The organism is Lelliottia sp. CFBP8978 (assembly GCF_034046055.2).
Lineage (GTDB): Bacteria > Pseudomonadota > Gammaproteobacteria > Enterobacterales > Enterobacteriaceae > Enterobacter.
The window spans coordinates 3,499,528-3,524,611 of the sequence record NZ_CM188253.1 but is presented as its reverse complement, the minus strand read 5'-3'; the positions used below and the strand labels follow the sequence as shown (position 1 = coordinate 3,524,611).

Below are 25,084 nucleotides of genomic sequence, written 5' to 3'. Positions count from 1 at the left end.
TGGTATGCCAATAGTATCCGGCTGTACACCTTATTCATTATCCAGGCGACTTCAGGATGCAGGCAGGCAGCCATTGAGCGGATCCCGTTAAGCATACTCTGGTAAGTGATTCGGGTGAGTGAGAGCAGCCGACGACCCTGCAACCTGAAAAGTGAAGGATATAAAAGCCCTTTTACTGAGGTATTACCTTATGGCATTACAGGAAAAACTGATCGACTCTCTGGGCAGTTTCGCCACCAAATTCAACAGCTATCGCTATATCATGGCGATTAAGTCCTCCTTCATTACCTTAATGCCGGTCATCATTGTTGGCGCATTCTCTGTGCTGATCTCCAACATGGTGCTCGATCCGAAAAACGGCCTCGCCAGTTTTGAATCGTTATCCTTCCTGGCCGCGCTAAAACCGATCACCAGTGCCATTAACTACGCCACGCTGAATTTTCTCAACATTGGCGCGGTATTTTTAATTGGTATCGAACTGGGGCGTATTAACGGCATTAAATCACTCTTCCCGGGCCTGCTGGCGGTGATCTGCTTTATCTGCGTGACGCCGACGACCGTTGAAATGCTGGTCGACGGGCAGATGCATGTAGTTAAAGACGTTCTGCTTCGCCAGTTCTCGGATACCCGTAGCCTGTTCCTCGGCATGTTCATTGCCATTTTGTCGGTCGAGGTCTATTGCTGGCTGGAAAATCGTCCGGGGCTAAAAATCAAAATGCCGGACACCGTCCCGCCTAACGTTTCGGCGTCGTTCTCGGCGCTGATCCCGGCGATTATCACCACTACGGCCATTGCTACCTTTGGTTTTGTTTTCCATCAGATAACCGGCCTATATCTTTACGATGCGGTCTATCAGGTGGTGCAGCAGCCGCTTGAACGTGTCGTGCAAAGTCTGCCGGGCATCCTGTTGCTGATGTTTGTTGCGCAGCTTTTTTGGGTGATCGGTATTCACGGTAACCAGATGATCAAACCGATCCGCGAGCCGCTGCTGCTGGGGGCGATCACTGTCAACATGAGCGCATTCGAGCAGGGAAAAGAGATCCCCAACATCATTACCATGCCGTTCTGGGATGTGTACATGAGCATTGGCGGATCGGGGTTAACCATTGGTCTGCTGATCGCGGTGATGATCGGCACAAAGCGTAAAGAGATGCGCGAGATCGCCAAGCTCTCCATCGGCCCTGGCCTTTTTAATATCAACGAGCCGGTGATCTTCGGCATGCCAATCATGCTGAACCCTATCCTTGCCATTCCGTTCATCATTACGCCGCTGGTGACGGGGTCGATTGGCTATTTTGCCACGGTGACGGGCTTTGCGGGCAAAGCGGTGGTCATGGTGCCGTGGACCACGCCGCCGCTGATCAACGCCTGGCTCTCAACGGCGGGATCGATGGGTGCGGTGGTCACGCAGCTGATTTGTATCGTCACCGCGGTTCTGATCTATCTGCCGTTTGTGAAGATAGCGTCTCGCCGTGCGGAACAGGCTGCCCTTCAGGCGCAAAGTCAGCAAGCGGCCAACAACGCGTGAGGATCTCATGAGCACAAAACACATTTCGATACCGCAGGATTTTATTCTGGGCGCGGCGGCCTCCGCCTGGCAGACAGAAGGCTGGAGTGGCAAAAAAGAGGGGCAGGATTCGTGGATCGATCTCTGGTACAAAAACGACCGTCACGTCTGGCATAACGGCTATGGCCCGGCGGTGGCGACCGATTTTATCAATCGCTTTCGTGAAGATGTGGTATTGATGAAAGAGGCCGGACTGACGCATTACCGCACCTCCATCAACTGGTCGCGTTTTCTGACCGATTATGAAAATGCGACCGTCGATGAGGAGTATGCGGCGTATTACGATGCGCTGTTTGACGAAATGCAGCGACAGGGCATCGAACCGATGATCTGCCTGGAACACTACGAGCTGCCTGGCGTTTTACTGGAAACCTACGGCGGCTGGGCCTCTAAGCATGTCGTCGAGCTGTTTGTTCGCTATGCCGAAAAGGTATTCGAACGATACCACCGCAAAGTGACGCGCTGGTTTACCTTCAACGAGCCGATTGTGGTGCAGACCCGCGTCTATCTGGATGCGCTTCGCTGGCCCTACGAACAGAACACCAACACCTGGATGCAGTGGAACCACCACAAAGTGCTGGCGACGGCGAAAGTGGTGAAGCTATTCCGTGAGCGGGATTACCGTGGAACGGTAGGCTGTATTCTCAATCCGGAAGTGACGTATCCGCGCTCTCGCGCCGCGCACGATGTCCGGGCGGCGGAAATCTACGATCTGTTCTACAACCGTGTGTTTCTCGATCCCATGGTCCACGGCTGTTATCCGCAGCAGCTGTTCACTCTGCTTGAGCAACATCAGGTGCAGTGGGACTACAGCGCGGAAGAGCTGGCGCTGATTGCGGAAAACACCGTCGATGAGCTGGGGATCAATCTTTATTATCCGCATCGGGTGAAAGCGCCATCGCGGGCCTGGCATCCCGAGACGCCTTTCCATCCGTCGTACTACTACGAGCCGTTCGAGCTGCCAGGCCGCAAGATGAACAGTTCGCGAGGCTGGGAAATTTACCCGCGCATCGTTTATGACATGGCGATGCGCATTAAAAATGACTATCGCAATATTTCGTGGTTTGTGGCGGAAAGCGGTATGGGCGTGGAGAACGAAGCACAATTTCGCCATCGCGACGGTTTCATCGAAGATGATTATCGAATTGCTTTTATCAGTGAGCACCTCTGTCAAACGCTCCTGGCGCGCGAAGACGGAGCGAACTGCCACGGCTACATGCTGTGGGCGTTTACCGATAATGTTTCGCCCATGAATGCCTTTAAAAATCGCTACGGTCTGATTGAAATCGATCTGGAGAATGACCGTGCCCGCAGGCCGAAAAAATCGGCCTCGTGGTTCCGTCGGCTGCGCGATGAACGGACGCTGACGCTCACCGTCGATGATGAATGGAAATAGGCTAAAACCGTACGGGTTCTGGTAAAATAGTCGTCAACTGGCCGGGAGGATGCCCGGCCTGCGCATTAACTGATAAGCACAGGTGATCACGTGGATAAGGCAGTCGTCCCGCCGGAAAAAAAACAGTACCAGGAGATTGGCGAGGATTTGCGTGCGCAAATCATCCAGGGTCACTATCCCGTTGGCTCACGTCTGCCCCCGGAGCGTAACATTGCCGAGACGTATGGCGTCAGCCGCACCATCGTGCGCGAAGCGCTGTTGATGCTGGAGTTGCAGGGAACGGTGGATATCCGCCAGGGCTCCGGCGTCTATGTCATGCGTATTCCGGAAGAGCATGAAAACGAAGAAGAGCGTTTCTTAAACAGTGACGTCGGGCCGTTTGAAATTTTGCAGGCGCGCCAGCTGATCGAAAGCAACATTGCCGCCTTTGCGGCCAAAATGGCAACCCGCGCCGATATTGATAATCTGCGTCGCATCATTGAGCAGGAACAGCGGGCCATCGCCGCCAACGATAACAGCCAGGATAACAACAAGATGTTTCATCTGGTGCTGGCTGGCGCCACACAGAACCAGATGCTTTTGGCAACGGTTGAGAGCGTCTGGCATCACATGGACAGCAGCCCGCTGTGGCAGCAGTTTAATGTTCATATCGCCAGCCGCGCCTACAGGCTCAAGTGGCTGGGCGACAGGCAAACCATTCTGGCGGCTCTGCGTCGCCGGGATGTGATGGGCGCGTGGCAGGCGATGTGGCAACATCTGGAAAATGTTAAAAAGAGCCTGCTTGAACTGTCTGATGAAGACGCACCCGATTTTGACGGCTATCTTTTTGAGTCAGTGCCCATTTTCCAGGGAAAACCGGTGTGAAAATTCAACCGCTGTACGCCGTTCCACACCATGCGGAGCGTGTCACCGACTGGCTTTGGCAGGCTTTTGGTGATGGATTACCGCGCGAATTCTTTGCCAGCATTATTACCCACAGCCAGAAACCCGACGCATTGCCTGTCACTTTTGTCGCCCTTGAAGACGGACAACTGCTGGGAACGGTCGGGCTGTGGCGCTGTGATTTAATCACCCGTCAGGATATTTATCCGTGGCTGGCAGCGCTGTACGTGGATGAAGCGGCTCGCGGCAAAGGGCTGGCGGGCCAGTTACAGGATTACGTGATGGCGTATGCCGCGCGGGCCGGCTATTCCGAGCTGCATCTGTGGTCAGCCTGCCGTGACTTTTATGAACGCTACGGCTGGCATTACATCGGGGATGCGCTGGAATACCCGAATAAAACGGTTCATCTCTATCGCTATTCGCTGACTGATTCTGTCGGGGCGATGACCGAGTGACGACGCACCAGCGTCGGGCTAAATAAATGCGTGATATCCGGCGGCGGGCGTTTTTCGGCCAGCGCCAGCGCCAGTTCGGCGGCCTGGGTGGCCATCGTCACAATCGGATAGCGCACGGTTGTCAGGCGTGGACGCACGTAGCGTGCAACCAACACATCATCAAATCCAATCAATGAAATCTCTGCCGGAACGTCAATGCCGTTGTCGTTAAGCACCCCCATCGCGCCTGCGGCCATTGAGTCGTTATAACAGGCCACAGCGGTAAAATTGCGCCCGCGTCCCAACAGCTCGGTCATGGCTTGTTCGCCGCCGCTTTCGTCCGGTTCGCCATACGTGACAAGACGATCGTTGCAGGGTAAACCGCTTTCTCGCAGTGCGTCGTAGTACCCGCGCAGCCGATCCTCGGCATCAGAAATCTGGTGGTTCGAACAGAGATAGCCAATCCGGGTATGACCCTGCTGAATCAGATGGCGAGTGGCGAGCCAGGCACCGTAGCGGTCGTCAAGGGCAACGCAGCGGTCCTCATAGCCAGGGATGATGCGATTAATGAGCACCATACCGGGGATCTGCTTCATCAGATGGAGCAGTTCGGCATCGGGCAGCACTTTGGCATGGACAACCAGGGCGGCGCAGCGATGGCGAATCAGCTGTTCAATCGCCTGGCGCTCTTTCTGTTCGTTATGGTAGCCGTTGCCAATCAGTAAAAAATTGCCGGTCTGATAGGCCACCTGTTCCACCGCTTTTACCATCGCCCCGAAAAACGGGTCTGAGACGTCGCCGACGACCAGTCCTACCGTCTCCGTTGACTGCTGTGCCAGGGCGCGGGCGTTGGCGTTGGGATGGTAGTTCAGGGTTTCCATGGCACTCTGTACTGCCTGACGGGAGGCGTCGCTGGCTTTTGGAGAGTGGTTAATGACGCGCGAAACGGTCGCGACAGAAACACCAGACAGACGGGCCACATCCTTAATTGTCGCCATTCAATACCTTCTTTTGGGGGTAAGCGGTTACACACACAGTAGTGTTGCGGAAAAGCGAGGTGCATTCAAGGGCCAGCCGGGAATGCTACTCGCAAACGTGATACAGAACATGCGAACCCGTGTAATGGTTACACCACGAAGCGTGTCAGATGCGTGTCAAAATGAACCTTTCGTTACACTTTGCCGAAGGCTGTTGCGATTGTCAGCTGGTGAGAGAGGAGAGTGGATTGCTACAGTCGAGATCCCAGAGGTATTGATAGGTGAGATCAGCTCCGGTTGATTAACACGAATTACACCAACCTGCGTTTATACGCAGGTTTTTTTTTGCCATTAACTTCAACATGTAACAGCAATCAATAATTTTCACACCTGGTTGCACTTAGGCTCATTCGCTTGCGTTTTCCTGCTGGCGAAGCGAGCGGGCTACAGCCACAATCAAGATCCCAGAGGTATTGATTGGTGAGAATTCCTGGTACGTTTTCGTACTCATCTCTTGCACCAGCCTGCGCGGATGCGCAGGTTTTTTTTCGCCTGAATAAGCTGTCGCTCCCCCTGCACTTCTCGTGTAATCTGCCACAATTTAGCGTAACCCTAAAATTTGACAGGCAAAGGGAGTTGAAATGCTATTTGGGTTTTTCCGTACCTTATTCCGTATCCTCTTTCGCGTCCGCCTCACCGGCGACACCCAGTCGCTACGCGGTGAGCGTGTTCTTATCACTCCAAACCATGTTTCCTTTATCGACGGCATCTTGCTGGCGCTTTTCCTGCCTGGCCGCCCGGTATTTGCGGTGTACAGCTCTATAAGCCAGAAATGGTTTATGCGAAGGCTCGCATCGCTGATTGATTTTGTCCCTCTCGATCCCACCAAACCGATGATGATCAAACACCTGGTGCGTCTGATCGAGCAGGGGCGTCCGGTGGTTATTTTCCCGGAAGGGCGGATCTCGGTGACTGGCTCGCTGATGAAAATCTATGACGGGGCGGGTTTTGTCGCCGCAAAATCCAGGGCTACGGTAGTGCCGCTGCGCATTGAAGGCGCTGAGTTGACCCACTTCAGTCGCCTGAAAGGGCTGGTTAAGCTGCGCCTGTTCCCCAAAATCACGCTGCACATTCTCCCGCCGACAACGCTTCCAATGCCTGAAGCGCCGCGCGCGCGGGATCGTCGCAAGATGGCCGGCGAGATGCTTCATCAGATTATGATGGAAGCACGAATGGCGGTGCGTCCGCGCGAAACCCTGTATGAATCGCTACTCTCTGCGCAGTATCGTTTTGGGGCCAACAAAAACTGTATTGAAGACATCAATTTCACGCCGGATACCTATCGCAAGTTGCTAACCAAGACGCTCTTTGTCGGGCGTATTCTGGAGAAATACAGTCAGCAAGGTGAAAAGATCGGCCTGATGCTGCCGAACGCGGGCATCAGCGCGGCCGTCATTTTTGGCGCCGTTTCCCGGGGGCGCATTCCGGCGATGATGAACTACACCGCGGGTGTCAAAGGGCTGACCAGCGCGATTACCGCAGCAGAGATCAAAACCGTCTTCACATCGCGCCAGTTCCTCGACAAAGGCAAACTCTGGCACTTGCCGGAGCAGCTCACGCAGGTGCGCTGGGTGTTTCTTGAGGATCTTAAAGCTGTTGTTACGACCAGCGACAAACTGTGGATTTTTGCACACTTGCTCGCTCCACGTCTGGCGCAGGTAAAACAGCAGCCGGAAGATGCCGCAATGATTCTCTTCACCTCGGGATCCGAGGGGAATCCAAAGGGCGTGGTTCATAGCCACAAAAGCCTTCTGGCAAACGTTGAACAGATTAAAACCATTGCCGATTTTACCGCTCACGACCGCTTTATGTCGGCGCTGCCGCTTTTCCACTCTTTCGGCCTGACGGTAGGGCTATTTACGCCGCTGTTCACGGGCGCAGAAGTGTTTCTCTATCCTAGCCCGCTACACTATCGCATCGTGCCGGAACTGGTGTATGACCGTAACTGTACGGTGCTTTTCGGTACATCAACGTTCCTCGGAAATTACGCGCGCTTTGCCAATCCGTACGACTTCTACCGCGTGCGGTATGTGGTGGCCGGGGCGGAAAAATTGCAGGACAGCAACCGTCAAATCTGGCAGGACAAATTTGGTCTGCGCATCCTGGAGGGCTACGGCGTAACGGAATGCGCGCCGGTGGTCTCCATCAACGTACCGATGGCCGCAAAGCCGGGTACGGTTGGACGTATTTTACCCGGCATGGACGCGCGTCTGCTGGCTGTTCCGGGTATTGAAGACGGTGGTCGCCTGCAGTTGAAAGGACCGAACGTCATGAACGGCTATCTGCGCGTGGAAAACCCGGGCGTGCTGGAAGCGCCTACGGCGGAAAATGCGCAGGGCGAGCTGGAAACGGGCTGGTACGACACCGGCGATATTGTGCGCTTTGATGAGCAAGGTTTTGTGCAGATCCAGGGGCGCGCCAAACGCTTCGCCAAGATTGCCGGAGAAATGGTGTCACTGGAGATGGTGGAGCAGTTCGCCAGTGCCGTTTCTCCTGAAAAAATGCACGCAACGGCCATTAAAAGTGATGCCAGTAAAGGCGAGGCGTTGGTGTTATTTACCACCGACAATGAACTCAAACGTGAACAGTTGCTGCAGTATGTCCGCACCCATGGCGTTCCTGAGCTGGCTGTTCCCAGAGATATTCGCTATCTGAAGCAGTTGCCGGTGTTGGGGAGTGGTAAACCCGATTTCGTTGCGCTTAAGGGGCTGGTTGAAGAGGCAGAAAAACATAATGCGTGAGTCAGTACACACTAACACGTCAATCTGGTCGAAAGGCATGATGGCGGTGACCGCCGCCCAGTTTCTTTCCGCTTTTGGCGATAACGCGCTGTTATTTGCCACTCTGGCACTGCTGAAAGCGGAATTTTATCCGGACTGGAGCCAGCCCATCCTGCAGATGGTGTTTGTGGGTGCTTACATCATCTTTGCTCCCTTCGTGGGGCAGGTCGCGGACAGCTTTGCAAAAGGCCGTGTGATGATGTTTGCCAACGGGCTCAAACTGCTGGGGGCGGCGAGTATCTGTTTCGGTATCAATCCCTTTATCGGCTATACGCTGGTGGGGATCGGCGCGGCGGCCTATTCTCCGGCGAAATACGGTATCCTGGGGGAACTGACAACCGGAGACAAACTGGTCAAAGCCAACGGTCTGATGGAATCTTCAACGATAGCGGCAATTCTGCTGGGCTCGGTAGCGGGTGGTGTGCTGGCCGACTGGCACGTTCTGGCGGCGCTCGGGGTCTGTGCCCTGATGTACGCCGGCGCAGTGGTCGCTAATTTGTTTATCCCGACGCTCCCCGTGGCACGTCCTGGCCAGTCCTGGCGCTTCACGCCAATGACCTCCAGCTTCTTCAACGCCTGCCGCGTGCTGTGGCGTAATGGCGAAACGCGTTTCTCGCTGATGGGCACCAGTCTTTTCTGGGGCGCGGGTGTGACGCTGCGATTCCTGCTGGTGCTGTGGGTTCCGACGGCCTTAGGCATCACCGATAATGCCACGCCAACTTACCTGAACGCGATGGTTGCCGTTGGGATTGTGGTCGGGGCCGGGGCTGCGGCGAAACTCGTCACCCTGGAAACTGTTGCGCGCTGTATGCCTGCGGGGATTTTGATTGGTGTCGGCGTGTTGTTCTTCTCACTCCAGCATGCGCTATTGCCGGCCTATGCGCTGTTGATTCTGATTGGGGTACTGGGTGGGTTCTTTGTGGTGCCGCTGAATGCCCTGTTGCAAGAGCGTGGTAAACAGACCGTTGGGGCGGGTAACGCGATTGCGGTACAGAATCTGGGCGAAAACACGGCCATGCTGCTGATGCTGGGGCTTTACTCGCTGGCGGTAAAAGCAGGATTTCCCGTGGTAGGGATTGGCGTTGGATTTGGTGGGCTGTTTGCGCTGGCTATTGCCGGACTCTGGCTCTGGCAAAGACGTCGTTAGAGTAAAAATGCCCGGCGGACGATGGCCGCCGGGTGATTTCATTAGGGTGCAGGATAGGTGTAAACCTGATGCACGGCTTCGATCTCCGCTAACACCTCTTCGCTCAACTCCAGATGGAAGCTTTCAACGTTGGTTTTTAGCTGCTCCAGCGTGGTTGCTCCCAGCAGGGTGCTGGCTACGAAGGGTTGACGGCGCACGAATGCCAGCGCCATTTGCGCCGGATCCAGACCGTGGCGACGGGCGATGTCCACATAAGCGGCAACCGCTTTTTGTGTCTGCTCACCGCTGTAACGCGTGAATCGGCTGAACAGAGTGTTTCGCGCACCCGCCGGTTTGGCGCCGTTGAGATATTTGCCCGTCAGCGTACCAAAAGCCAGGCAAGAGTAAGCCAGCAACTCGACGCCTTCATACTGGCTCACTTCGGCCAGACCGACTTCATAGCTCCGGTTCACCAGACTGTACGGATTCTGAATCGTCACAATCCGCGGAAGGTCATGCTTATCCGCCAGATGTAAATAACGCATCACGCCAAAAGCGGTTTCATTCGAGACGCCAATATAGCGAATTTTACCGGCGCGCTGGCACTCGGTCAGTGCTTCCAGCGTTTCGAGCAGCGTCACAACGGGCGCACTGTCGCTCCAGCTATAGCCCAGCTTACCAAAGCAGTTGGTCGGACGCTGTGGCCAGTGAACCTGATACAGATCGAGATAGTCGGTCTGCAGGCGTCTGAGGCTGTCATCCAGCGCGGCACGAATGTTTTTGCGGTCCAGAATTTGGTTCGGGCGGATGCCCGTGTCGTTATTACGCGACGGGCCGCTCACTTTAGAGGCAAGCACCAGTTTTTCACGATTACCGTTTTTCGCCAGCCAGTTGCCAACGTAAGTTTCGGTTAATCCCTGAGTCTCCGGGCGCGGCGGCACCGGGTACATTTCCGCGACATCAATCAGATTAATGCCCTGACTGACGGCGTAATCGAGTTGCGCATGGGCATCGGCTTCGCTGTTTTGTTCACCGAATGTCATCGTGCCCAACCCCAGTTGACTGATTTCCAGAGTGCTGTGGGGGATACGGTGATAATGCATAGCCGGTTTCCTGAAACGAGAATAATTAAGGGTCTATAAACATGGCAGAGGGGAAGCAAAAGGGGAAGAGAAAAATCAAAAAGGTCAGTAAGCAACTGACCTTCATCTGTTTATCGTTCGATAATCTGAGAAACTTCGTCGCGGTTGATCTGCATCTTATTGCCTTGCTGGTCGCTGTAACTCACAAGGCCGGTATCGTCATCGACTTCGGGTTTGCCGTCGGTCAAAATCATTCGTCCATCTTTTGTGGCCATCACGTAATCGCTACTACAGCCTGAAACAGCAAACGCTAAACCGACCGCTGAGATTATCACTGCCCATTTTTTCATCGTTATCATCCTCACCTGGCTCGTATCCAATCATAGTGTAGTAATAACCTGGTAATTCGTTACATGAAAGTAGCAAAATCTTAAAAAGCCGGTGATCGCGTTTGATTGAGTTCAAACTTCACAGAAAAACTATGTTTTGAGCAAGAAGTGGCGAGCCAGCAGTGCGCCCGTGAAGTTCTTTTTTAAATAAAAGCCGCGCGGTAGCGTCAGTATGGGCTCGCCATTGGCGCCTATGGCCTCGGTTAACGCTTTGCTGTTGGCCGCTTTTGGACGCAATTGCATGACTTCACCGTGACGTGCCGTAATCCGCTCCACTTGTCCCAAAACAATCATATCCATCAACTCTTCCCAGTCCTGGCAAAGCTGACGTTCTTCTTTATCGTCAGGACTCCATAGCAGCGGCGCGCCCACCCGGCGATCGGCCAGGGGGATTGTTCTCTCGCCTTCAACGGGCACCCACAGCACCCGCTTGAGTTTATGACGCACATGGCTGGTTTCCCAGCTGACGCCACTATTCCCTGTCAAAGGGGCGACACAAACAAAGGTGGTTTCCAGCGGTTTGCCCTGGCTGTCGATGGGAATGGTTTTGAGCTCAACGCCAAGTGCCGCAAAATCTTGCTCAGGTTTACTGCCCGCACTCGCGCCAAGCCACAGCTCCAGCAGCACGCCAATCCAGCCTTTATCACGTTTGAGATCGTGGGGTACAGGCAGACCCGCCATCGCGGCCAGCTCTCCAAGCGTGTAACCCGCCACGCGTTGTGCCTGGTACAGCAACTGCTCTTCAGTCGAGGGGGGAGAGGTCAGCGGAAGGAGCGGAAGCATGAATATCAGCCTTTGATTAAAAAATGAACGGTAAATGAGGTCCTTGTGGATAGAGTTTAACGATTTCTGAAGCGATATGGCAGGGTTATGATTTATATGTCTTTTTAACAAAAATCATCATTTTTAAAAATGATGAAAAATGGGTTGTTCAAAACTGGTCACTGACAATGAACAGGATCTTACACCATGTTATCCACAGAAAAGTGGGATAACTGGGAATAACCCTCACTACTGGTTCAATTTACAGCCTTGACGTGCGACGAAAATCGAATTTTTACACAAAATGTGTCTAAGTTATTGGCACAATCTGTGGATAAAACCGATGCTGTTCGATCTTTCATCAGTACCAGGATCTCATGTGTGATGATCGTCACGTTATAGGCGTCAGTAGGCAAGATCTTGCGATTAATTGCATGAAAAATAGAGTTTTATTTGTGGTGGGTAAAGGCGAGGTTTTCTCTCTGAGAAATGTTGTCCATCGGTAATTCCATACTTCTTCACAACTATATCCACAGAAAAAGTGAATAAAATGGCTCATCTGCACCCTCATCTGTTTATAACTTGAGTGAAAATTGTGAGTTATTCAAATGTTATTCGTTTGCAGCCTTGTAAGAGAGTGGTTTACCGCCTTACAGGAGTATGAAACAATCGTTCATATATCAGGTTTAGTTTGAGGTAGTCCGGTGATTGATGACGATGGCTACCGCCCGAACGTAGGTATCGTAATTTGTAATCGTCAGGGCCAGGTTATGTGGGCAAGGCGATATGGTCAGCACTCCTGGCAATTCCCGCAAGGCGGGATCAATCCTGGAGAGTCCCCAGAACAAGCGATGTATCGGGAGTTGTTCGAAGAAGTCGGCTTAAGCCGAAAGGATGTTCGCATCCTTGCTTCGACCCGCAACTGGTTGCGTTACAAGTTACCGAAACGTTTGGTGCGTTGGGACACAAAGCCGGTTTGTATCGGCCAGAAACAGAAATGGTTTCTTCTGCAATTGGTGAGCAACGATTCGGAAATCAATATGCAAACCAGCAGTACGCCAGAGTTCGATGGCTGGCGCTGGGTAAGCTACTGGTATCCCGTTCGTCAGGTCGTGTCGTTTAAGCGCGATGTTTACCGTAGGGTGATGAAAGAGTTCGCAAGTGTTGTGATGGCGATTCAGGAGGCACCTCCTAAACCACAAAGCACACCTGCCTGGCGACGTAAAAGAGGTTAAGCAACGCAAATCATGCTCACCCGCTTGCGAGAAATAGTCGAAAAGGTTGCCAGTGCTCCGCGCCTCAATGAGGCGCTGGACATCCTGGTCACTGACATCTGCCTTGCGATGGAAACCGAAGTTTGTTCGGTGTATCTGGCCGACAACGATCGGCGTTGTTACTACCTCATGGCGACGCGTGGGTTAAAAAAACCCCGTGGTCGCACTGTTGCACTCGCTTTTGATGAAGGTATCGTTGGCCTCGTAGGACGGCTGGCAGAGCCTATCAACCTTGCTGATGCGCAAAAACACCCCAGCTTTAAATACATCCCCTCTGTAAAAGAAGAGCGTTTTCGCGCGTTCCTGGGGGTGCCTATCATTCAGCGCCGCCAACTGCTTGGCGTGCTGGTTGTCCAGCAGCGCGAGCTGCGTCAGTTTGATGAAAGCGAAGAGTCATTCCTCGTCACGCTGGCCACGCAAATGGCCGCGATCCTTTCCCAGTCGCAGTTAGCGGCCCTGTTTGGCCAATATCGTCACACGCGTATCCGCGCGCTGCCGGCATCACCCGGCGTGGCGATTGCTGAAGGCTGGATGGATGCCACGCTGCCGCTGATGGAGCAGGTGTATGAGGCCTCAACGCTTGATGCGGCGCTCGAGCGAGAGCGTCTGACAGGCGCCTTGGAAGAAGCCGCAAACGAATTTCGTCGCTACAGCAAGCGTTTCTCCGCTGGCGCACAAAAAGAGACGGCAGCGATATTCGATCTCTATTCACACCTGCTGTCTGATGCTCGTCTGCGTCGCGAACTGTTTGCGGAAGTTGACAAAGGGTCGGTGGCTGAGTGGGCGGTCAAAAAGGTCATAGAGAAATTCGCCGAGCAGTTTGCGGCGTTAACCGACGGTTACCTGAAGGAACGCGCCGGCGATTTACGTAGCCTCGGGCAACGGCTGTTATTTCATCTCGATGATACTAATCAGGGCGAAAACGCCTGGCCGAAACGCTTTATTCTGGTCGCTGATGAACTGTCGGCGACGACGCTTGCCGAGCTGCCGCAGGACCGACTGGCTGGCGTGGTAGTGCGCGATGGTGCAGCCAACTCCCATGCGGCCATTATGGTGCGTGCATTGGGGATCCCCACCGTGATGGGGGCTGATATTCAGCCCTCAGTGCTGCAACGACGCACGCTGGTGGTGGATGGCTATCGCGGTGAGTTGCTGGTCGATCCTGAACCCGTGCTGCTGCAAGAGTATCAGCGGTTAATCAGTGAAGAAAATGAGTTAAGCCGCCTTGCGGAAGACGACGTCAACCTGCCTGCGCAGCTGAAAAGCGGCGAGCGTATCAAAGTGATGCTCAACGCTGGACTCAGCCCGGCGCATGAAGAAAAGCTCGGGAGCCGCATTGATGGCATCGGTTTGTACCGCACCGAAATACCTTTCATGCTGCAAAGCGGCTTTCCGTCGGAAGAGGAGCAGGTCGCCCAGTATCAAGGCATGTTGCAGATGTTCAACGACAAACCCGTGACACTGCGCACCCTGGACGTCGGAGCGGATAAACAACTGCCGTATATGCCGATCAGCGAAGAGAACCCGTGTCTTGGCTGGCGAGGAATACGTATTACGCTCGATCAGCCGGAGATCTTCTTGATCCAGGTGCGCGCGATGCTACGTGCCAATGCGGCGACGGGCAATCTCAGTATCCTGCTGCCGATGGTGACGAGCCTGGATGAGATCGACGAAGCGCGCCGTCTCATCGAACGCGCGGGCCGTGAAGTGGAAGAGATGATCGGTTACGCCATCCCGAAACCGCGCCTGGGAGTCATGCTCGAAGTGCCTTCGATGGTCTTTATGCTGCCGCACCTGGCGACCCGCGTCGATTTTATCTCTGTGGGCACTAACGATCTTACCCAGTACATCCTGGCGGTGGATCGCAATAACACGCGGGTGGCCAGCATCTACGATAGTTTGCATCCGGGAATGTTGCGGGCATTGGCGATGATCGCGCGTGAAGCAGAGCAGTACGGCATCGATCTGCGGTTATGCGGCGAAATGGCGGGAGACTCCATGTGTGTGGCGATTCTCATTGGTCTGGGTTTCCGCCACTTGTCCATGAACGGTCGCTCGGTTGCACGCGTTAAATATCTGTTGCGTCATATCGACTACGAAGAAGCCCAGGAGCTGGCGAGGCGCAGCCTTGAGGCACAGCTGGCGACAGAGGTCCGTCACCAGGTCGCAGCCTTTATGGAGCGTCGTGGCATGGGCGGTCTGATTCGCGGCGGCCGTTAGCCTTATACATATCTTTTACATCTCAGGCGCATCCTCTGCGCCTGCCTTGTGCTATGATTCGCAACTTTGGAGCGCTGGCTAACCCCATGCGCGCTTATTTGCCGCTGTCCACTTTCAGCGGAATAACAACATCTTGTGGTGACAGATGAACAGTGGTTATCTGCATTTTCCGGAATTTGATCCGGTCATTTTCTCAGTGGGTCCCGTTGCACTTCACTGGTATGGTCTCATGTATCTGGTGGGCTTCATCTTCGCGATGTGGCTGGCAAGTCGTCGCGCCGGTCGTCCAGGCAGCGGATGGACAAAAAACGAAGTTGAAAACCTGCTTTATGCGGGCTTCCTGGGGGTCTTCCTGGGCGGCCGTATTGGCTATGTGCTGTTCTACAACTTCCCGGTATTCCTGAACGATCCGCTGTACCTGTTCCGCGTCTGGGATGGCGGGATGTCCTTCCACGGTGGCCTGATTGGTGTCATCCTGGTCATGGTCATTTTTGCCAAACGCACAAAGCGTAACTTCTTCCAGGTCGCTGATTTTATTGCTCCTCTGATCCCGTTTGGCCTGGGTGCGGGTCGCCTCGGTAACTTCATCAATGGGGAGTTGTGGGGGCGTGTCGATCCAGGCGTTTCGTACACGATGCTGTTCCCGGGATCGCGCGCAGAAGACATTGCGCTGTTGCCTTCCCACCCGGAGTGGCAGTCCATCTTCGATACCTACGGCTCGTTGCCGCGCCATATGTCTCAGATTTATGAGCTGGCGCTGGAAGGGGTCGTGCTGTTTATCATTCTGAATCTCTTTATTCGCAAACCGCGCCCAATGGGATCGGTCTCCGGTCTGTTCCTGATTGGCTATGGTGCTTTCCGTATCATCGTTGAATTCTTCCGCCAGCCGGACCAGCAGTTCACCGGTGAATGGGTACAGTACATCAGCATGGGGCAGATTCTCTCTATCCCGATGATTGTCGCGGGTGTCATTATGATGATCTGGGCGTATCGTCGCCGTCCACAGCAACAGCTCTCTTGAGGAACCATGAAACAGTATCTTGAATTGATGAAAAAAGTGCTCGATGAGGGCACGCCAAAAAACGATCGTACCGGTACCGGGACGACTTCTATTTTTGGCCACCAGATGCGCTTCAATTTGCAGGACGGTTTTCCTCTGGTGACGACGAAGCGCTGCCATTTGCGCTCGATCATTCATGAACTGCTGTGGTTTCTCCAGGGCGATACAAACGTTGCTTATCTGCACGAAAATAACGTGTCGATTTGGGACGAATGGGCAGATGAGAACGGCAACCTGGGACCGGTATATGGTCAACAGTGGCGCGCATGGCCAACGCCTGATGGCCGCCATATTGACCAGATCACCACCGTGCTCAACCAGCTGAAAAACGACCCGGATTCTCGCCGGATTATCGTTTCAGCCTGGAACGTCGGTGAGCTGGATAAAATGGCGCTGGCTCCTTGCCACGCCTTCTTCCAGTTCTATGTGGCTGACGGCAAGCTTTCATGCCAGCTTTACCAGCGTTCTTGCGATGTATTCCTCGGTCTGCCGTTCAACATCGCCAGCTACGCTTTACTGGTCCATATGATGGCGCAGCAGTGTGATCTCGACGTCGGTGATTTTGTCTGGACGGGTGGCGATACCCATCTATACAGCAACCACATGGAACAGACTCATCTGCAGTTGAGTCGCGAACCCCGTGCGCTGCCGAAGTTGATCATCAAGCGCAAACCGGAGTCTATTTTCGACTATCGCTTCGATGATTTCGAAATTGAGGGCTACGATCCGCACCCCGGCATCAAAGCGCCCGTTGCTATCTGACTTCACTTATCCTCACACAACCGGTGCTTTTTAGCGCCGGTTTTTTTTGCCCAGATTTCACGTTTACGAGCGGCTTTCCAGCGTTTTTGCAACGCAATGCAAGTGATGATATTTATTGGACAACGTCTCGTAACTTTCTCTTTCGCCAGTCGTTTTTCCCCGTTTATCTCGCCACACTGTCGTCATGAAAAAAGAACGCGGCTTCACGCTCATCGAAACGATGGTGGCAATCTCGCTGGTCATCATTCTTAGTGCCACCGGGTTGTATGGCTGGCAAAGCTGGCAGCAACAGCAGCGCCTTTGGCAAACAGTACATCAGGTAAGGGACTACTTAGTGCTATTGCGGGACGATGCGAACGGCCATAACCGGGACCATATCATCACGCTCAAAGCGTGGGGGCAAAGTTGGTGTCTCTTAACAACAAAGAGTGCTGATTGTCAGGCCGAAGGTGACCTGGTGCTCAGGCCGTTATGGCCTGACGTCACCATTGCGGAAATAACGCCTTCACTGGCGTTTTATGGACTCAGGGATACCGCATGGGCTGGTCGAATACGCCTTAAAAGCCGTGCGGGGGAGTGGCTGGTTATCGTTTCGAACGGGGGACGCATCAGAATGTGCAACAGCACGGGAAAAGGGACATGTTGACAAAATCACGCGGTTTTTCGCTGACCGAAGTGCTGATTGCCATGGCGATTGGCAGTATTTTACTGCTTAGCACCGCGCGGTTTTTACCCGGTTTACAACGGGCTATCCTGAATCAGGAAATGCAGCAAGAGCTGGAAGAAGAGGTGTGGCTAAGGGTCTCTGCAATAGGAAAGCAGCTACAGCGGGCCGGTTATTGCGCCGGAGATTGTCAGGGACAGGCATTGATAATCAGCAAAGAGGGGAGCTGCGTGATCGTCCAGTGGGATGCCAACAGCAACGGTCGCTGGGAAAATGCATCGCAGGCTGAGGCTGAACAAACAGGTTTTCGCCTGGAAGCCGGGGCGCTTGAAACGCAGCGTGGAGCCACGAGTTGCACAGGAAAAGGCTGGGATAAATTAACCGATCCTGGCAGCATTATGATTACGCGATTCTCGGTGAGCAAAACCCAGCGATCCGGCTTCGCTCCTGAGCTTAACATTGAACTTGCAGCCTCCCGCGTTGGGCTAAAAGCCACGCCCTGGCTGGCTACGTATCGCGTCACCGGGTTCAATTTATGAAGCGCCAAAAGGGGATGTCCTCGCTTGCTCTGGTTCTGCTACTGCTTGTCATTGGTGGCCTGATTCTGACGGGGCTGAATCAACAGCTCGACTCCTTTACCCGGATCGTCAGCCGCGAACGTCAGTCGGTACAACAACGGGCCACTGTGCAATCGGCGCTGGAGTGGGGGAAGCGCCAGCTGTGGTCGGTGGTGACAAATATTCAGTGTAAGAAAGTGTCACAGGGACGAGTGTGTCTGCGGTTACTTGCAGAGGACCGCGTCCTGCTGATCGCAGGCAACGGCGATATGCTCTTGTGGCGGAGGGGGGAAATCCAGGAAGGACGCATTGTCTTTTCTCCTCATGGCTGGAGCGATTTCTGTCCACTGAAGCAGGGGGATTTGTGTCAGCTGCCTTAAACAGACAACAGGGATTTAGCATGGTGGAAGTGTTGTTAGCAATGGTGTTGCTGGTGATGATTGTCACCGCGCTATCCGGCTATCATCAGGCGCTGGCAAACCGGCATGCCATATTCAGCCAGTATCGCCAGCTCTGGCATTACGCCTGGAATCAGGCGCAATTATCCGCGGATACATTGCCACAGGGATGGCGGACAAACCGGGTGGAGACAACGCAAGCCGGATGTGTCAGCATCACAGTTACTATTATTTCTCCTCTGGGGCGGCAGGGTCAGATGACACGCCTGCATTGCCCGGTAAGTCATTAGTCGGGAGCGTTTATGTTAAGGGTCTATCACTCAAATCGTCTGGATGTGCTGGAAGCGCTGATGGAGTTTATCGTCGAGCGCGATCATCTTGCCGATCCCTTTGAGCCGGAAATGGTGCTGGTGCAAAGTACGGGGATGGCCCAGTGGCTGCAAATGTCTCTTGCGCAAAAATTTGGTATTGCGGCCAATATCGAGTTCCCACTTCCCGCGAGTTTCATCTGGGATATGTTTGTCCGCGTGTTGGCGGACATCCCTAAACAGAGTGCTTTCAATAAACAAAGCATGAGCTGGAAGTTGATGACGCTTCTGCCAGAGATGTTGCAGAAAGATGAGTTCGTCATGCTGCGGCACTATCTGAGCGATGATACTGATAAACGTAAACTGTTCCAGCTTGCTTCCCGTACTGCCGACCTTTATGACCAGTATCTGGTTTATCGTCCAGAATGGCTAACGGCATGGGAGTCCGGTGCGCTTATTGACGGTCTACCAGAAGCGCAAATCTGGCAGGCACCGCTCTGGAAAGCGCTGGTTGAGCATACCGAAAAGCTAGGTCAACCGCAGTGGCACCGTGCCAACCTTTACGATCGCTTTATTTCGACACTGGATGCGGCTTCTGAACCGCCCGCGGGGCTTCCTTCTCGCGTCTTTATCTGCGGGATTTCAGCATTGCCTCCGGTGTATTTGAAAGCGCTGGAAGCGCTGGGCAAGCATGTCGATATCCATATTCTGTTTACCAACCCTTGCCGTCATTACTGGGGGGATATTCAGGATGCTCGCTGGCTTGCAAGGCTTGTTACCCGACAACGACGCCGGATATTTGAAGAACGTACTGTTCCGCTGTTTAAAGACAGCGCCAGCGCGGCACGACTTTTTGATGAAGAGGGTATTCAAAACTTACCGAACCCTTTGCTGGCATCCTGGGGGAAGCTGGGGCGTGACTATATTCATATGCTGTCTGATATTTCTTCATCAGGAGAAGGCGATGTCGATGCGTTCGCGGATATCACGCCAGACAGCCTGTTACACAACGTCCAGCTTGATATTCTCGATCTTGAAAACCGCGCAATAGCGGGAATGACCGCCGAAGAATTTGCTCGTAGCGATAATAAACGCAGGCTGGATCTTAAGGATCGCAGTGTGACCGTTCATGTTTGCCACAGTCCGCAGCGCGAAGTCGAAGTGCTGCATGACAAACTACTGGCGATGCTTCAGGACGATCCGGACCTTACGCCGCGTGATATCGTCGTGATGGTTGCGGATATCGACAGTTACAGCCCCTATATCCAGGCAGTGTTTGGTAGCGCGACTGGCGATCGTTATCTTCCTTATGCCGTTTCTGACCGCCGGGCGCGTCAGTCGCATCCGGCTCTGCAGGCTTTTGTCAGCTTACTCTCCCTGCCGGACAGCCGCTTTATTTCAGAAGATGTTTTGGCCCTGCTGGATGTCCCGGTCCTTGCCGCACGCTTTGACATTGATGAAGAGGGCTTGCGCTATCTGCGGCAATGGGTGAACGAATCGGGTGTCCGCTGGGGTATCGACGATGATAACGTCCAGGAGTTCGAACTCCCGCCGACAGGGCAACACACCTGGCACTTTGGTCTGACGCGTATGTTACTGGGCTATGCGATGGAGAGCAGTCAGGGTGAGTGGAATGACGTCCTCCCGTACGATGAATCGACAGGGCTGATCGCCGAGCTTGTCGGTCATCTGGCATCGCTTCTGATGCAACTCAACCGCTGGCGGCGCGAGCTGAGACAGTCTCGTCCCCTTGAAGAGTGGTTACCTGTCTGTCGGGAAATGCTGAATGACTTTTTCCTGCCGGACAGTGAAACAGAAGGGGCAATGGCGCTTATTGAGCTGCAATGGCAGGCGATTATTGATGAAGGCCTTTCATCACATTATGGCGAGGCTATTCCGCTTTCGTTGCTGCGCGATGAATTGACGCAACGCCTTGACCAGGAACGTATCAGTCAGCGTTTCTTAGCCGGCCCGGTGAACATTTGCACCTTAATGCCCATGCGTTCAATCCCTTTCAAAGTGGTGTGTCTGCTGGGGATGAACGACGGAATTTATCCTCGCGCACTGGCGCCACTCGGTTTTGATCTGATGAGCCAGCAGCCAAAACGTGGCGATCGTAGCCGACGCGATGATGACCGATACCTCTTCCTGGAGGCATTAATTTCCGCCCAGGATAAGCTCTATATCAGCTATATCGGCCATTCAATTCAGGATAACAGCGAACGCTTTCCTTCGGTGCTGGTGCAGGAACTGGTGGATTACATCGGTCAAAGCCACTATCTGCCAGGGGATGAGGCGCTGAACTGTGACCAAAGTGAACAGCGGGTCAAAGACCATATCACCCATCGCCATAGTCGTATGCCGTTTGACCCGACCAATTACGTCAACGACGAGCAACAAAGCTACGCCCGTGAATGGCTACCGGCAGCAAAGAGAGAGGGAATTGCACAAACAGCTTTTATTCAGACGCTGGAGCCTCTCCCTGTTGAGACGATCGCCTTTGAACAGTTACAGCGATTCTGGGCTCACCCGGTACGCGCATTTTTCCAACAGCGCCTTCAGGTCCATTTCCGCTCTGAAGAGAGCGAAATCCCCGATGCAGAACCTTTCATCCTCGATGGGTTAAGCCGTTACCAGCTAAACCAGCAGTTGCTCAATGCGCTGGTCGAGCAGGAGGATGCGCAAACGCTGTTCCGTCGTTACCGGGCTGCGGGCCAGCTGCCTTATGGTGCATTCGGCGAAATAGCCTGGGATACGCAGTTTCAGGAGATGCAGGTACTGGCTGACAGAGTCATTGAATGTCGTCAGCCGGGAAAAAGCCTCGAAATTGATCTGACCTGCAACGGTATTCAGCTCACTGGCTGGCTCCAGCATGTGCAGTCAGATGGGCTCCTGCGGTGGCGTCCCGCTATGCTCAGTGTTTCACAAGGTTTGCAACTCTGGCTCGAACACCTTGTCTACAGTGCTGGCGGTAATGAAGGTGAAAGCCGGTTGTTTGTACGTAAAGAGGGCGAATGGCGTTTCCCTCCTATGGCCTCAGATCAGGCATTAGCGTATCTGACCCTGTTTATCGAAGGTTATCGGCAGGGCATGAATAAACCGCTGTTGCTGCTGCCAGAAAGTGGGGGGGCGTGGATAAAAGCCTGTTACGACGCGCAGAATGATGCCATGTTAACGGATGAAGTCTCATTACAAAAAGCCCGCAGCAAGTTTATGCAGGCTTATGAAGGAAACATGATGGTGCGGGGCGAAGGGGAGGATGTCTGGTATCAGCGCTTATGGCGAACGCTGGAGCCAGAATACTTCGAGGCAATCACGGAAGAGGCGCAACGCTACTTGTTACCGTTGTTTAAATTTAATCAGTCCTGATGATTGTATAAAAATTGCGCAGATTAGAGCGTTCATTTATTATGCCCAACTTGTCACGGACTGATGTCACCACAGAAAGAGATGCTGGTTCGTCCAGCACGCAGTTTGTTAATGATGTAGCCGTGATGAAGAGGTAGTGAATGCCAGGCAGCACCTTGTTGAAAGCGTTTGTTTTGTTCGTCGCCCTTTGGGCTCCCCTCAGTCAGGCAGACACCGGTTGGCAACCCGTTCAGGAAACAATCCGTAAGAGCGAAAAAGACACCCGGCAATATCAGGCGATTCGTCTTGATAATGGCATGACCGTGCTGTTGGTTTCCGACCCGCAGGCTGTGAAATCACTCTCTGCGCTGGTAGTGCCGGTTGGATCGCTGGAAGATCCGGATTCGCATCCGGGTCTCGCTCATTATCTGGAGCACATGACCCTGATGGGGTCTAAAAAATATCCGCAGCCGGACAGCCTCTCCGAGTTCCTGAAAATGCACGGCGGTAGCCATAATGCCAGCACGGCGCCGTACCGCACTGCGTTTTACCTTGAAGTCGAAAACGATGCGCTTGAAGGCGCGGTCGATCGTCTGGCCGATGCCATCGCCTCGCCTTTACTGAATAAAAAATACGCCGATCGCGAGCGTAATGCGGTGAATGCCGAACTGACAATGGCACGCACCCGAGACGGTATGCGGATGGCGCAGGTGAGTGCCGAAACCATCAACCCGGCCCACCCTGGCTCACGTTTTTCCGGTGGTAATCTGGAGACGCTGAGCGATAAACCGAACAGCCCGGTGCTCGACGCGCTGCATGCCTTTCGCGATAAATTCTATTCTGCCAATCTGATGAAAGCAGTGGTTTACAGCAATAGGCCTCTTCCTGAACTGGCGAAAATTGCCGCAGAAACTTATGGCCGCGTGCCAAATAAAAATATTGAAAGGCCAGAGATTACAGTCCCCGTGGTGACTGATGCGCAGAAAGGCATCATCATTCACTACGTCCCCGCGCAGCCACGTAAAGTGCTGCGCGTTGAGTTCCGCATTGATAACAACACGGCACAATTTCGCAGTAAAACGGATGAGCTGGTGACCTATCTCATTGGCAATCGTAGTCCGGATACCCTCTCCGACTGGCTCCAGAAACAGGGGCTGGTAGAAGGCATTCGTGCCGATTCCGATCCTGTCGTCAATGGTAATAGCGGTGTTCTGGCGATTTCCGCGACATTAACCGACAAAGGCCTCGCGCATCGTGATGAAGTGGTCGCTGCGATTTTCAGCTATTTATCTCTGCTGCGCGAAAAGGGCGTGGATAAACGTTATTTCGATGAGCTGGCGCATGTGCTGGATCTCGACTTCCGCTATCCCTCTATCACTCGCGATATGGACTATGTCGAGTGGCTGGCAGATACCATGATCCGCGTTCCGGTTGAACATACCCTGGATGCGGTGAACATTGCCGATAGGTATGATGCCGATGCGATAAAAGCGCGTCTGGCGATGATGACGCCGCAAAACGCCCGTATCTGGTATATCAGCCCGAAAGAGCCGAATAATAAAAAGGCATACTTTGTTGATGCTCCTTATCAGGTCAATAAAATCAGCGAGCAAACGTTCGCTGACTGGCAGAAACACTCCGCAGAAATTGGGCTGAAATTGCCTGAACTGAACCCGTATATTCCTGATGACTTCTCGCTGATTAAGCCTGCGAAAGAGTATCCGCATCCCGAACTGATTGTTGATGAGCCAACGCTGCGGGTGGTCTACACGCCGAGTCGCTACTTTGCCAGCGAGCCAAAAGCCGATGTGAGCGTTGTGCTGCGTAATCCGCAGGCCATGGATAGCGCGAAAAATCAGGTTATGTTTGCGCTGAATGACTATCTGGCAGGGATTGCGCTGGATCAGCTCAGTAATCAGGCGGCAGTCGGGGGCATCAGTTTTTCAACGAATGCCAACAACGGCTTGATGGTTAATGCCAACGGTTACACTCAGCGTTTGCCACAGCTTTTCCAGGCGTTGCTCGAAGGTTATTTCAGCTATACGCCAACGGAAGAACAGCTTGAGCAGGCCAAGTCATGGTATGCCCAGATGATGGATTCAGCTGAAAAAGGGAAAGCCTTTGATCTGGCGATTATGCCTGTGCAGATGCTGTCGCAGATCCCTTACTTCCAGCGTGAAACCCGTCGTGCTCTGTTGCCGTCGATCACCCTGAAAGAGGTGATGGATTACCGTGAAGCGCTGAAAACCCACTCCCGTCCTGAGTTTCTGATTGTGGGGAATTTGAGCGAAGAACAGTCGAAAACCCTTGCGCAGAATGTCCGTAAACAGCTGGGTGCTAACGGTAACGAATGGTGCCGTAACCAGGATGTGTTTGTGGATAAAAAGCAGAACGTGATCTTTGAAAAGGCAGGCAGCAGCACGGATTCTGCGCTGGCCGCGGTGTTTGTTCCTGTCGGGTATGATGAGTTCGCCAGCTCAGCCTATAGCGCGGTGCTGGGACAGATCATTCAGCCGTGGTTCTACAATCAGCTGCGCACCGAAGAACAGCTTGGCTATGCGGTCTTTGCCTTCTCGATGAATATCGGGCGTCAATGGGGGCTGGGCTTCTTGCTGCAAAGCAGTGATAAGCAGCCTGCGTATCTCTGGCAGCGTTATCAGGCTTTCTTCCCTCAGGCTGAAGAGAAGCTGCGGGCGATGAAGCCGGAAGAGTTTGCCCAGATCCAGCAGGCCGTGATCGCTCAGGTGCAACAGGCGCCGCAGACGTTAGGGGAAGAGGCGTCACAGCTGAGCAAAGATTTTGATCGCGGTAATATGCAATTCGATTCGCGTGATAAAGTAGTGGCCGAAATAAAACAGCTGACGCCTCAAAAGGTTGCCGACTTCTTCCACCAGGCGGTGGTCAAGCCGCAAGGTATGTCGTGTTTATCTCAGGTTTCCGGCAGCCAGAATGGGAAAGCGGACTATGTTCATCCGCAGGGCTGGAAAGTCTGGGAGAGCGTCAGCGCACTGCAGAAATCAATGCCATGGAGTAAGTAA

20 protein-coding genes and 1 pseudogene are annotated in these 25,084 nt (G+C 53.6%); 16 read left to right on the top strand and 5 right to left on the bottom strand.

Features of this window, described 5'->3' with window-relative positions:
- The first annotated feature begins 190 nt into the window (after positions 1–190).
- The 4 genes from SOM82_RS16450 (at position 191) to SOM82_RS16435 (ending at position 4,300) form a co-directional block, all read left to right on the top strand.
- Positions 191–1,528, top strand: a complete 1,338-nt coding sequence (locus SOM82_RS16450; protein WP_154126080.1) for a PTS sugar transporter subunit IIC — start codon at positions 191–193, stop codon at positions 1,526–1,528.
- A gap of 7 nt (positions 1,529–1,535) precedes the next feature.
- The gene (locus tag SOM82_RS16445) at positions 1,536–2,963 is read left to right on the top strand and encodes a glycoside hydrolase family 1 protein (RefSeq protein WP_320460517.1); all 1,428 of its coding nucleotides are present in this window, start codon (positions 1,536–1,538) and stop codon (positions 2,961–2,963) included.
- 90 nt (positions 2,964–3,053) lie between these two features.
- On the top strand, positions 3,054–3,827 hold the full coding sequence (locus tag SOM82_RS16440) for a GntR family transcriptional regulator (RefSeq protein WP_320460516.1): 774 nt from the start codon (positions 3,054–3,056) through the stop codon (positions 3,825–3,827).
- The gene (locus SOM82_RS16435; RefSeq protein ID WP_320460515.1) at positions 3,824–4,300 is read left to right on the top strand and encodes a GNAT family N-acetyltransferase; all 477 of its coding nucleotides are present in this window, start codon (positions 3,824–3,826) and stop codon (positions 4,298–4,300) included. Before SOM82_RS16440 ends, SOM82_RS16435 begins: the two co-directional genes overlap by 4 nt.
- Here the strand turns inward: SOM82_RS16435 and galR are convergent.
- Entirely contained in the window at positions 4,261–5,277 is a 1,017-nt protein-coding gene (gene galR, locus SOM82_RS16430) for an HTH-type transcriptional regulator GalR (protein ID WP_320460514.1), read from the bottom strand. The two genes, SOM82_RS16435 and galR, sit on opposite strands and share 40 nt — an antisense overlap.
- A gap of 620 nt (positions 5,278–5,897) precedes the next feature.
- On the opposite strand from galR, the gene aas reads away from it, so the two are divergent.
- Together aas and lplT are read left to right on the top strand one after the other, a co-directional pair.
- The gene (gene aas / locus SOM82_RS16425; RefSeq protein ID WP_320460513.1) at positions 5,898–8,057 is read left to right on the top strand and encodes a bifunctional acyl-ACP--phospholipid O-acyltransferase/long-chain-fatty-acid--ACP ligase; all 2,160 of its coding nucleotides are present in this window, start codon (positions 5,898–5,900) and stop codon (positions 8,055–8,057) included.
- Positions 8,050–9,243, top strand: a complete 1,194-nt coding sequence (lplT, locus tag SOM82_RS16420; RefSeq protein ID WP_320460512.1) for a lysophospholipid transporter LplT — start codon at positions 8,050–8,052, stop codon at positions 9,241–9,243. Before aas ends, lplT begins: the two co-directional genes overlap by 8 nt.
- Before the next feature lie 41 nt (positions 9,244–9,284).
- On the opposite strand, the gene SOM82_RS16415 is transcribed toward lplT, so the two are convergent.
- The 4 genes and pseudogenes from SOM82_RS16415 to SOM82_RS16400 all read right to left on the bottom strand — a co-directional run bounded on the left by SOM82_RS16415 (position 9,285) and on the right by SOM82_RS16400 (position 11,717).
- Positions 9,285–10,325 (bottom strand): NADP(H)-dependent aldo-keto reductase, encoded by a 1,041-nt coding sequence (locus SOM82_RS16415; protein ID WP_154126074.1) that lies wholly within the window; start codon positions 10,323–10,325, stop codon positions 9,285–9,287.
- Between the two features lie 110 nt (positions 10,326–10,435).
- A complete protein-coding gene (locus SOM82_RS16410) occupies positions 10,436–10,654 on the bottom strand; it encodes a YgdI/YgdR family lipoprotein (RefSeq protein ID WP_095283212.1) in 219 nt (72 codons plus the stop codon).
- A gap of 129 nt (positions 10,655–10,783) precedes the next feature.
- Complete coding sequence (gene mutH, locus SOM82_RS16405; RefSeq protein WP_320460511.1) at positions 10,784–11,476, bottom strand: DNA mismatch repair endonuclease MutH; 693 nt, start codon at positions 11,474–11,476, stop codon at positions 10,784–10,786.
- Between the two features lie 85 nt (positions 11,477–11,561).
- Positions 11,562–11,717, bottom strand: a pseudogene (locus SOM82_RS16400) (hypothetical protein).
- A 442-nt stretch (positions 11,718–12,159) separates the two neighbouring features.
- On the opposite strand from SOM82_RS16400, the gene rppH reads away from it, so the two are divergent.
- The 10 genes from rppH to ptrA all read left to right on the top strand — a co-directional run bounded on the left by rppH (position 12,160) and on the right by ptrA (position 25,084).
- Positions 12,160–12,690: an RNA pyrophosphohydrolase gene (gene rppH / locus SOM82_RS16395; RefSeq protein ID WP_320460510.1), complete on the top strand. Its 531-nt coding sequence runs from the start codon at positions 12,160–12,162 to the stop codon at positions 12,688–12,690.
- Between the two features lie 12 nt (positions 12,691–12,702).
- Positions 12,703–14,949: a phosphoenolpyruvate--protein phosphotransferase gene (ptsP, locus tag SOM82_RS16390; RefSeq protein ID WP_154126072.1), complete on the top strand. Its 2,247-nt coding sequence runs from the start codon at positions 12,703–12,705 to the stop codon at positions 14,947–14,949.
- A 145-nt stretch (positions 14,950–15,094) separates the two neighbouring features.
- Positions 15,095–15,970 (top strand): prolipoprotein diacylglyceryl transferase, encoded by an 876-nt coding sequence (lgt, locus tag SOM82_RS16385; RefSeq protein ID WP_154126071.1) that lies wholly within the window; start codon positions 15,095–15,097, stop codon positions 15,968–15,970.
- Between the two features lie 6 nt (positions 15,971–15,976).
- The gene (gene thyA, locus SOM82_RS16380; RefSeq protein ID WP_154126070.1) at positions 15,977–16,771 is read left to right on the top strand and encodes a thymidylate synthase; all 795 of its coding nucleotides are present in this window, start codon (positions 15,977–15,979) and stop codon (positions 16,769–16,771) included.
- Between the two features lie 184 nt (positions 16,772–16,955).
- Entirely contained in the window at positions 16,956–17,417 is a 462-nt protein-coding gene (locus tag SOM82_RS16375) for a prepilin peptidase-dependent protein (protein WP_320460509.1), read from the top strand.
- Entirely contained in the window at positions 17,411–17,974 is a 564-nt protein-coding gene (locus tag SOM82_RS16370) for a prepilin peptidase-dependent protein (RefSeq protein WP_320460508.1), read from the top strand. The genes SOM82_RS16375 and SOM82_RS16370 overlap by 7 nt, the downstream gene beginning before the upstream one ends.
- Positions 17,971–18,372: a DUF2509 family protein gene (locus tag SOM82_RS16365; protein WP_320460507.1), complete on the top strand. Its 402-nt coding sequence runs from the start codon at positions 17,971–17,973 to the stop codon at positions 18,370–18,372. The genes SOM82_RS16370 and SOM82_RS16365 overlap by 4 nt, the downstream gene beginning before the upstream one ends.
- A complete protein-coding gene (locus SOM82_RS16360; protein ID WP_320460506.1) occupies positions 18,357–18,680 on the top strand; it encodes a prepilin-type N-terminal cleavage/methylation domain-containing protein in 324 nt (107 codons plus the stop codon). The genes SOM82_RS16365 and SOM82_RS16360 overlap by 16 nt, the downstream gene beginning before the upstream one ends.
- A 12-nt stretch (positions 18,681–18,692) precedes the next feature.
- A complete protein-coding gene (gene recC / locus SOM82_RS16355; protein ID WP_320460505.1) occupies positions 18,693–22,067 on the top strand; it encodes an exodeoxyribonuclease V subunit gamma in 3,375 nt (1,124 codons plus the stop codon).
- Positions 22,068–22,207: 140 nt separating this feature from the next.
- Positions 22,208–25,084, top strand: coding sequence for a pitrilysin (ptrA, locus tag SOM82_RS16350; protein ID WP_320460504.1), 2,877 nt, complete (start codon positions 22,208–22,210; stop codon positions 25,082–25,084).

Bases quoted from the DNA above. Each gene is read 5' to 3' on its own strand.
- SOM82_RS16375 (WP_320460509.1), top strand. From the start codon at position 16,956: ATGAAAAAAGAACGCGGCTTCACGCTCATCGAAACGATGGTGGCAATC.
- mutH (WP_320460511.1), bottom strand. From the start codon at position 11,476: ATGCTTCCGCTCCTTCCGCTGACCTCTCCCCCCTCGACTGAAGAGCAG.
- SOM82_RS16365 (WP_320460507.1), top strand. From the start codon at position 17,971: ATGAAGCGCCAAAAGGGGATGTCCTCGCTTGCTCTGGTTCTGCTACTG.
- aas (WP_320460513.1), top strand. From the start codon at position 5,898: ATGCTATTTGGGTTTTTCCGTACCTTATTCCGTATCCTCTTTCGCGTC.
- thyA (WP_154126070.1), top strand. From the start codon at position 15,977: ATGAAACAGTATCTTGAATTGATGAAAAAAGTGCTCGATGAGGGCACG.
- SOM82_RS16415 (WP_154126074.1), bottom strand. From the start codon at position 10,325: ATGCATTATCACCGTATCCCCCACAGCACTCTGGAAATCAGTCAACTG.
- lplT (WP_320460512.1), top strand. From the start codon at position 8,050: ATGCGTGAGTCAGTACACACTAACACGTCAATCTGGTCGAAAGGCATG.
- lgt (WP_154126071.1), top strand. From the start codon at position 15,095: ATGAACAGTGGTTATCTGCATTTTCCGGAATTTGATCCGGTCATTTTC.
- ptrA (WP_320460504.1), top strand. From the start codon at position 22,208: ATGCCAGGCAGCACCTTGTTGAAAGCGTTTGTTTTGTTCGTCGCCCTT.
- SOM82_RS16370 (WP_320460508.1), top strand. From the start codon at position 17,411: ATGTTGACAAAATCACGCGGTTTTTCGCTGACCGAAGTGCTGATTGCC.
- SOM82_RS16410 (WP_095283212.1), bottom strand. From the start codon at position 10,654: ATGAAAAAATGGGCAGTGATAATCTCAGCGGTCGGTTTAGCGTTTGCT.
- recC (WP_320460505.1), top strand. From the start codon at position 18,693: ATGTTAAGGGTCTATCACTCAAATCGTCTGGATGTGCTGGAAGCGCTG.
- SOM82_RS16445 (WP_320460517.1), top strand. From the start codon at position 1,536: ATGAGCACAAAACACATTTCGATACCGCAGGATTTTATTCTGGGCGCG.
- SOM82_RS16450 (WP_154126080.1), top strand. From the start codon at position 191: ATGGCATTACAGGAAAAACTGATCGACTCTCTGGGCAGTTTCGCCACC.
- ptsP (WP_154126072.1), top strand. From the start codon at position 12,703: ATGCTCACCCGCTTGCGAGAAATAGTCGAAAAGGTTGCCAGTGCTCCG.
- galR (WP_320460514.1), bottom strand. From the start codon at position 5,277: ATGGCGACAATTAAGGATGTGGCCCGTCTGTCTGGTGTTTCTGTCGCG.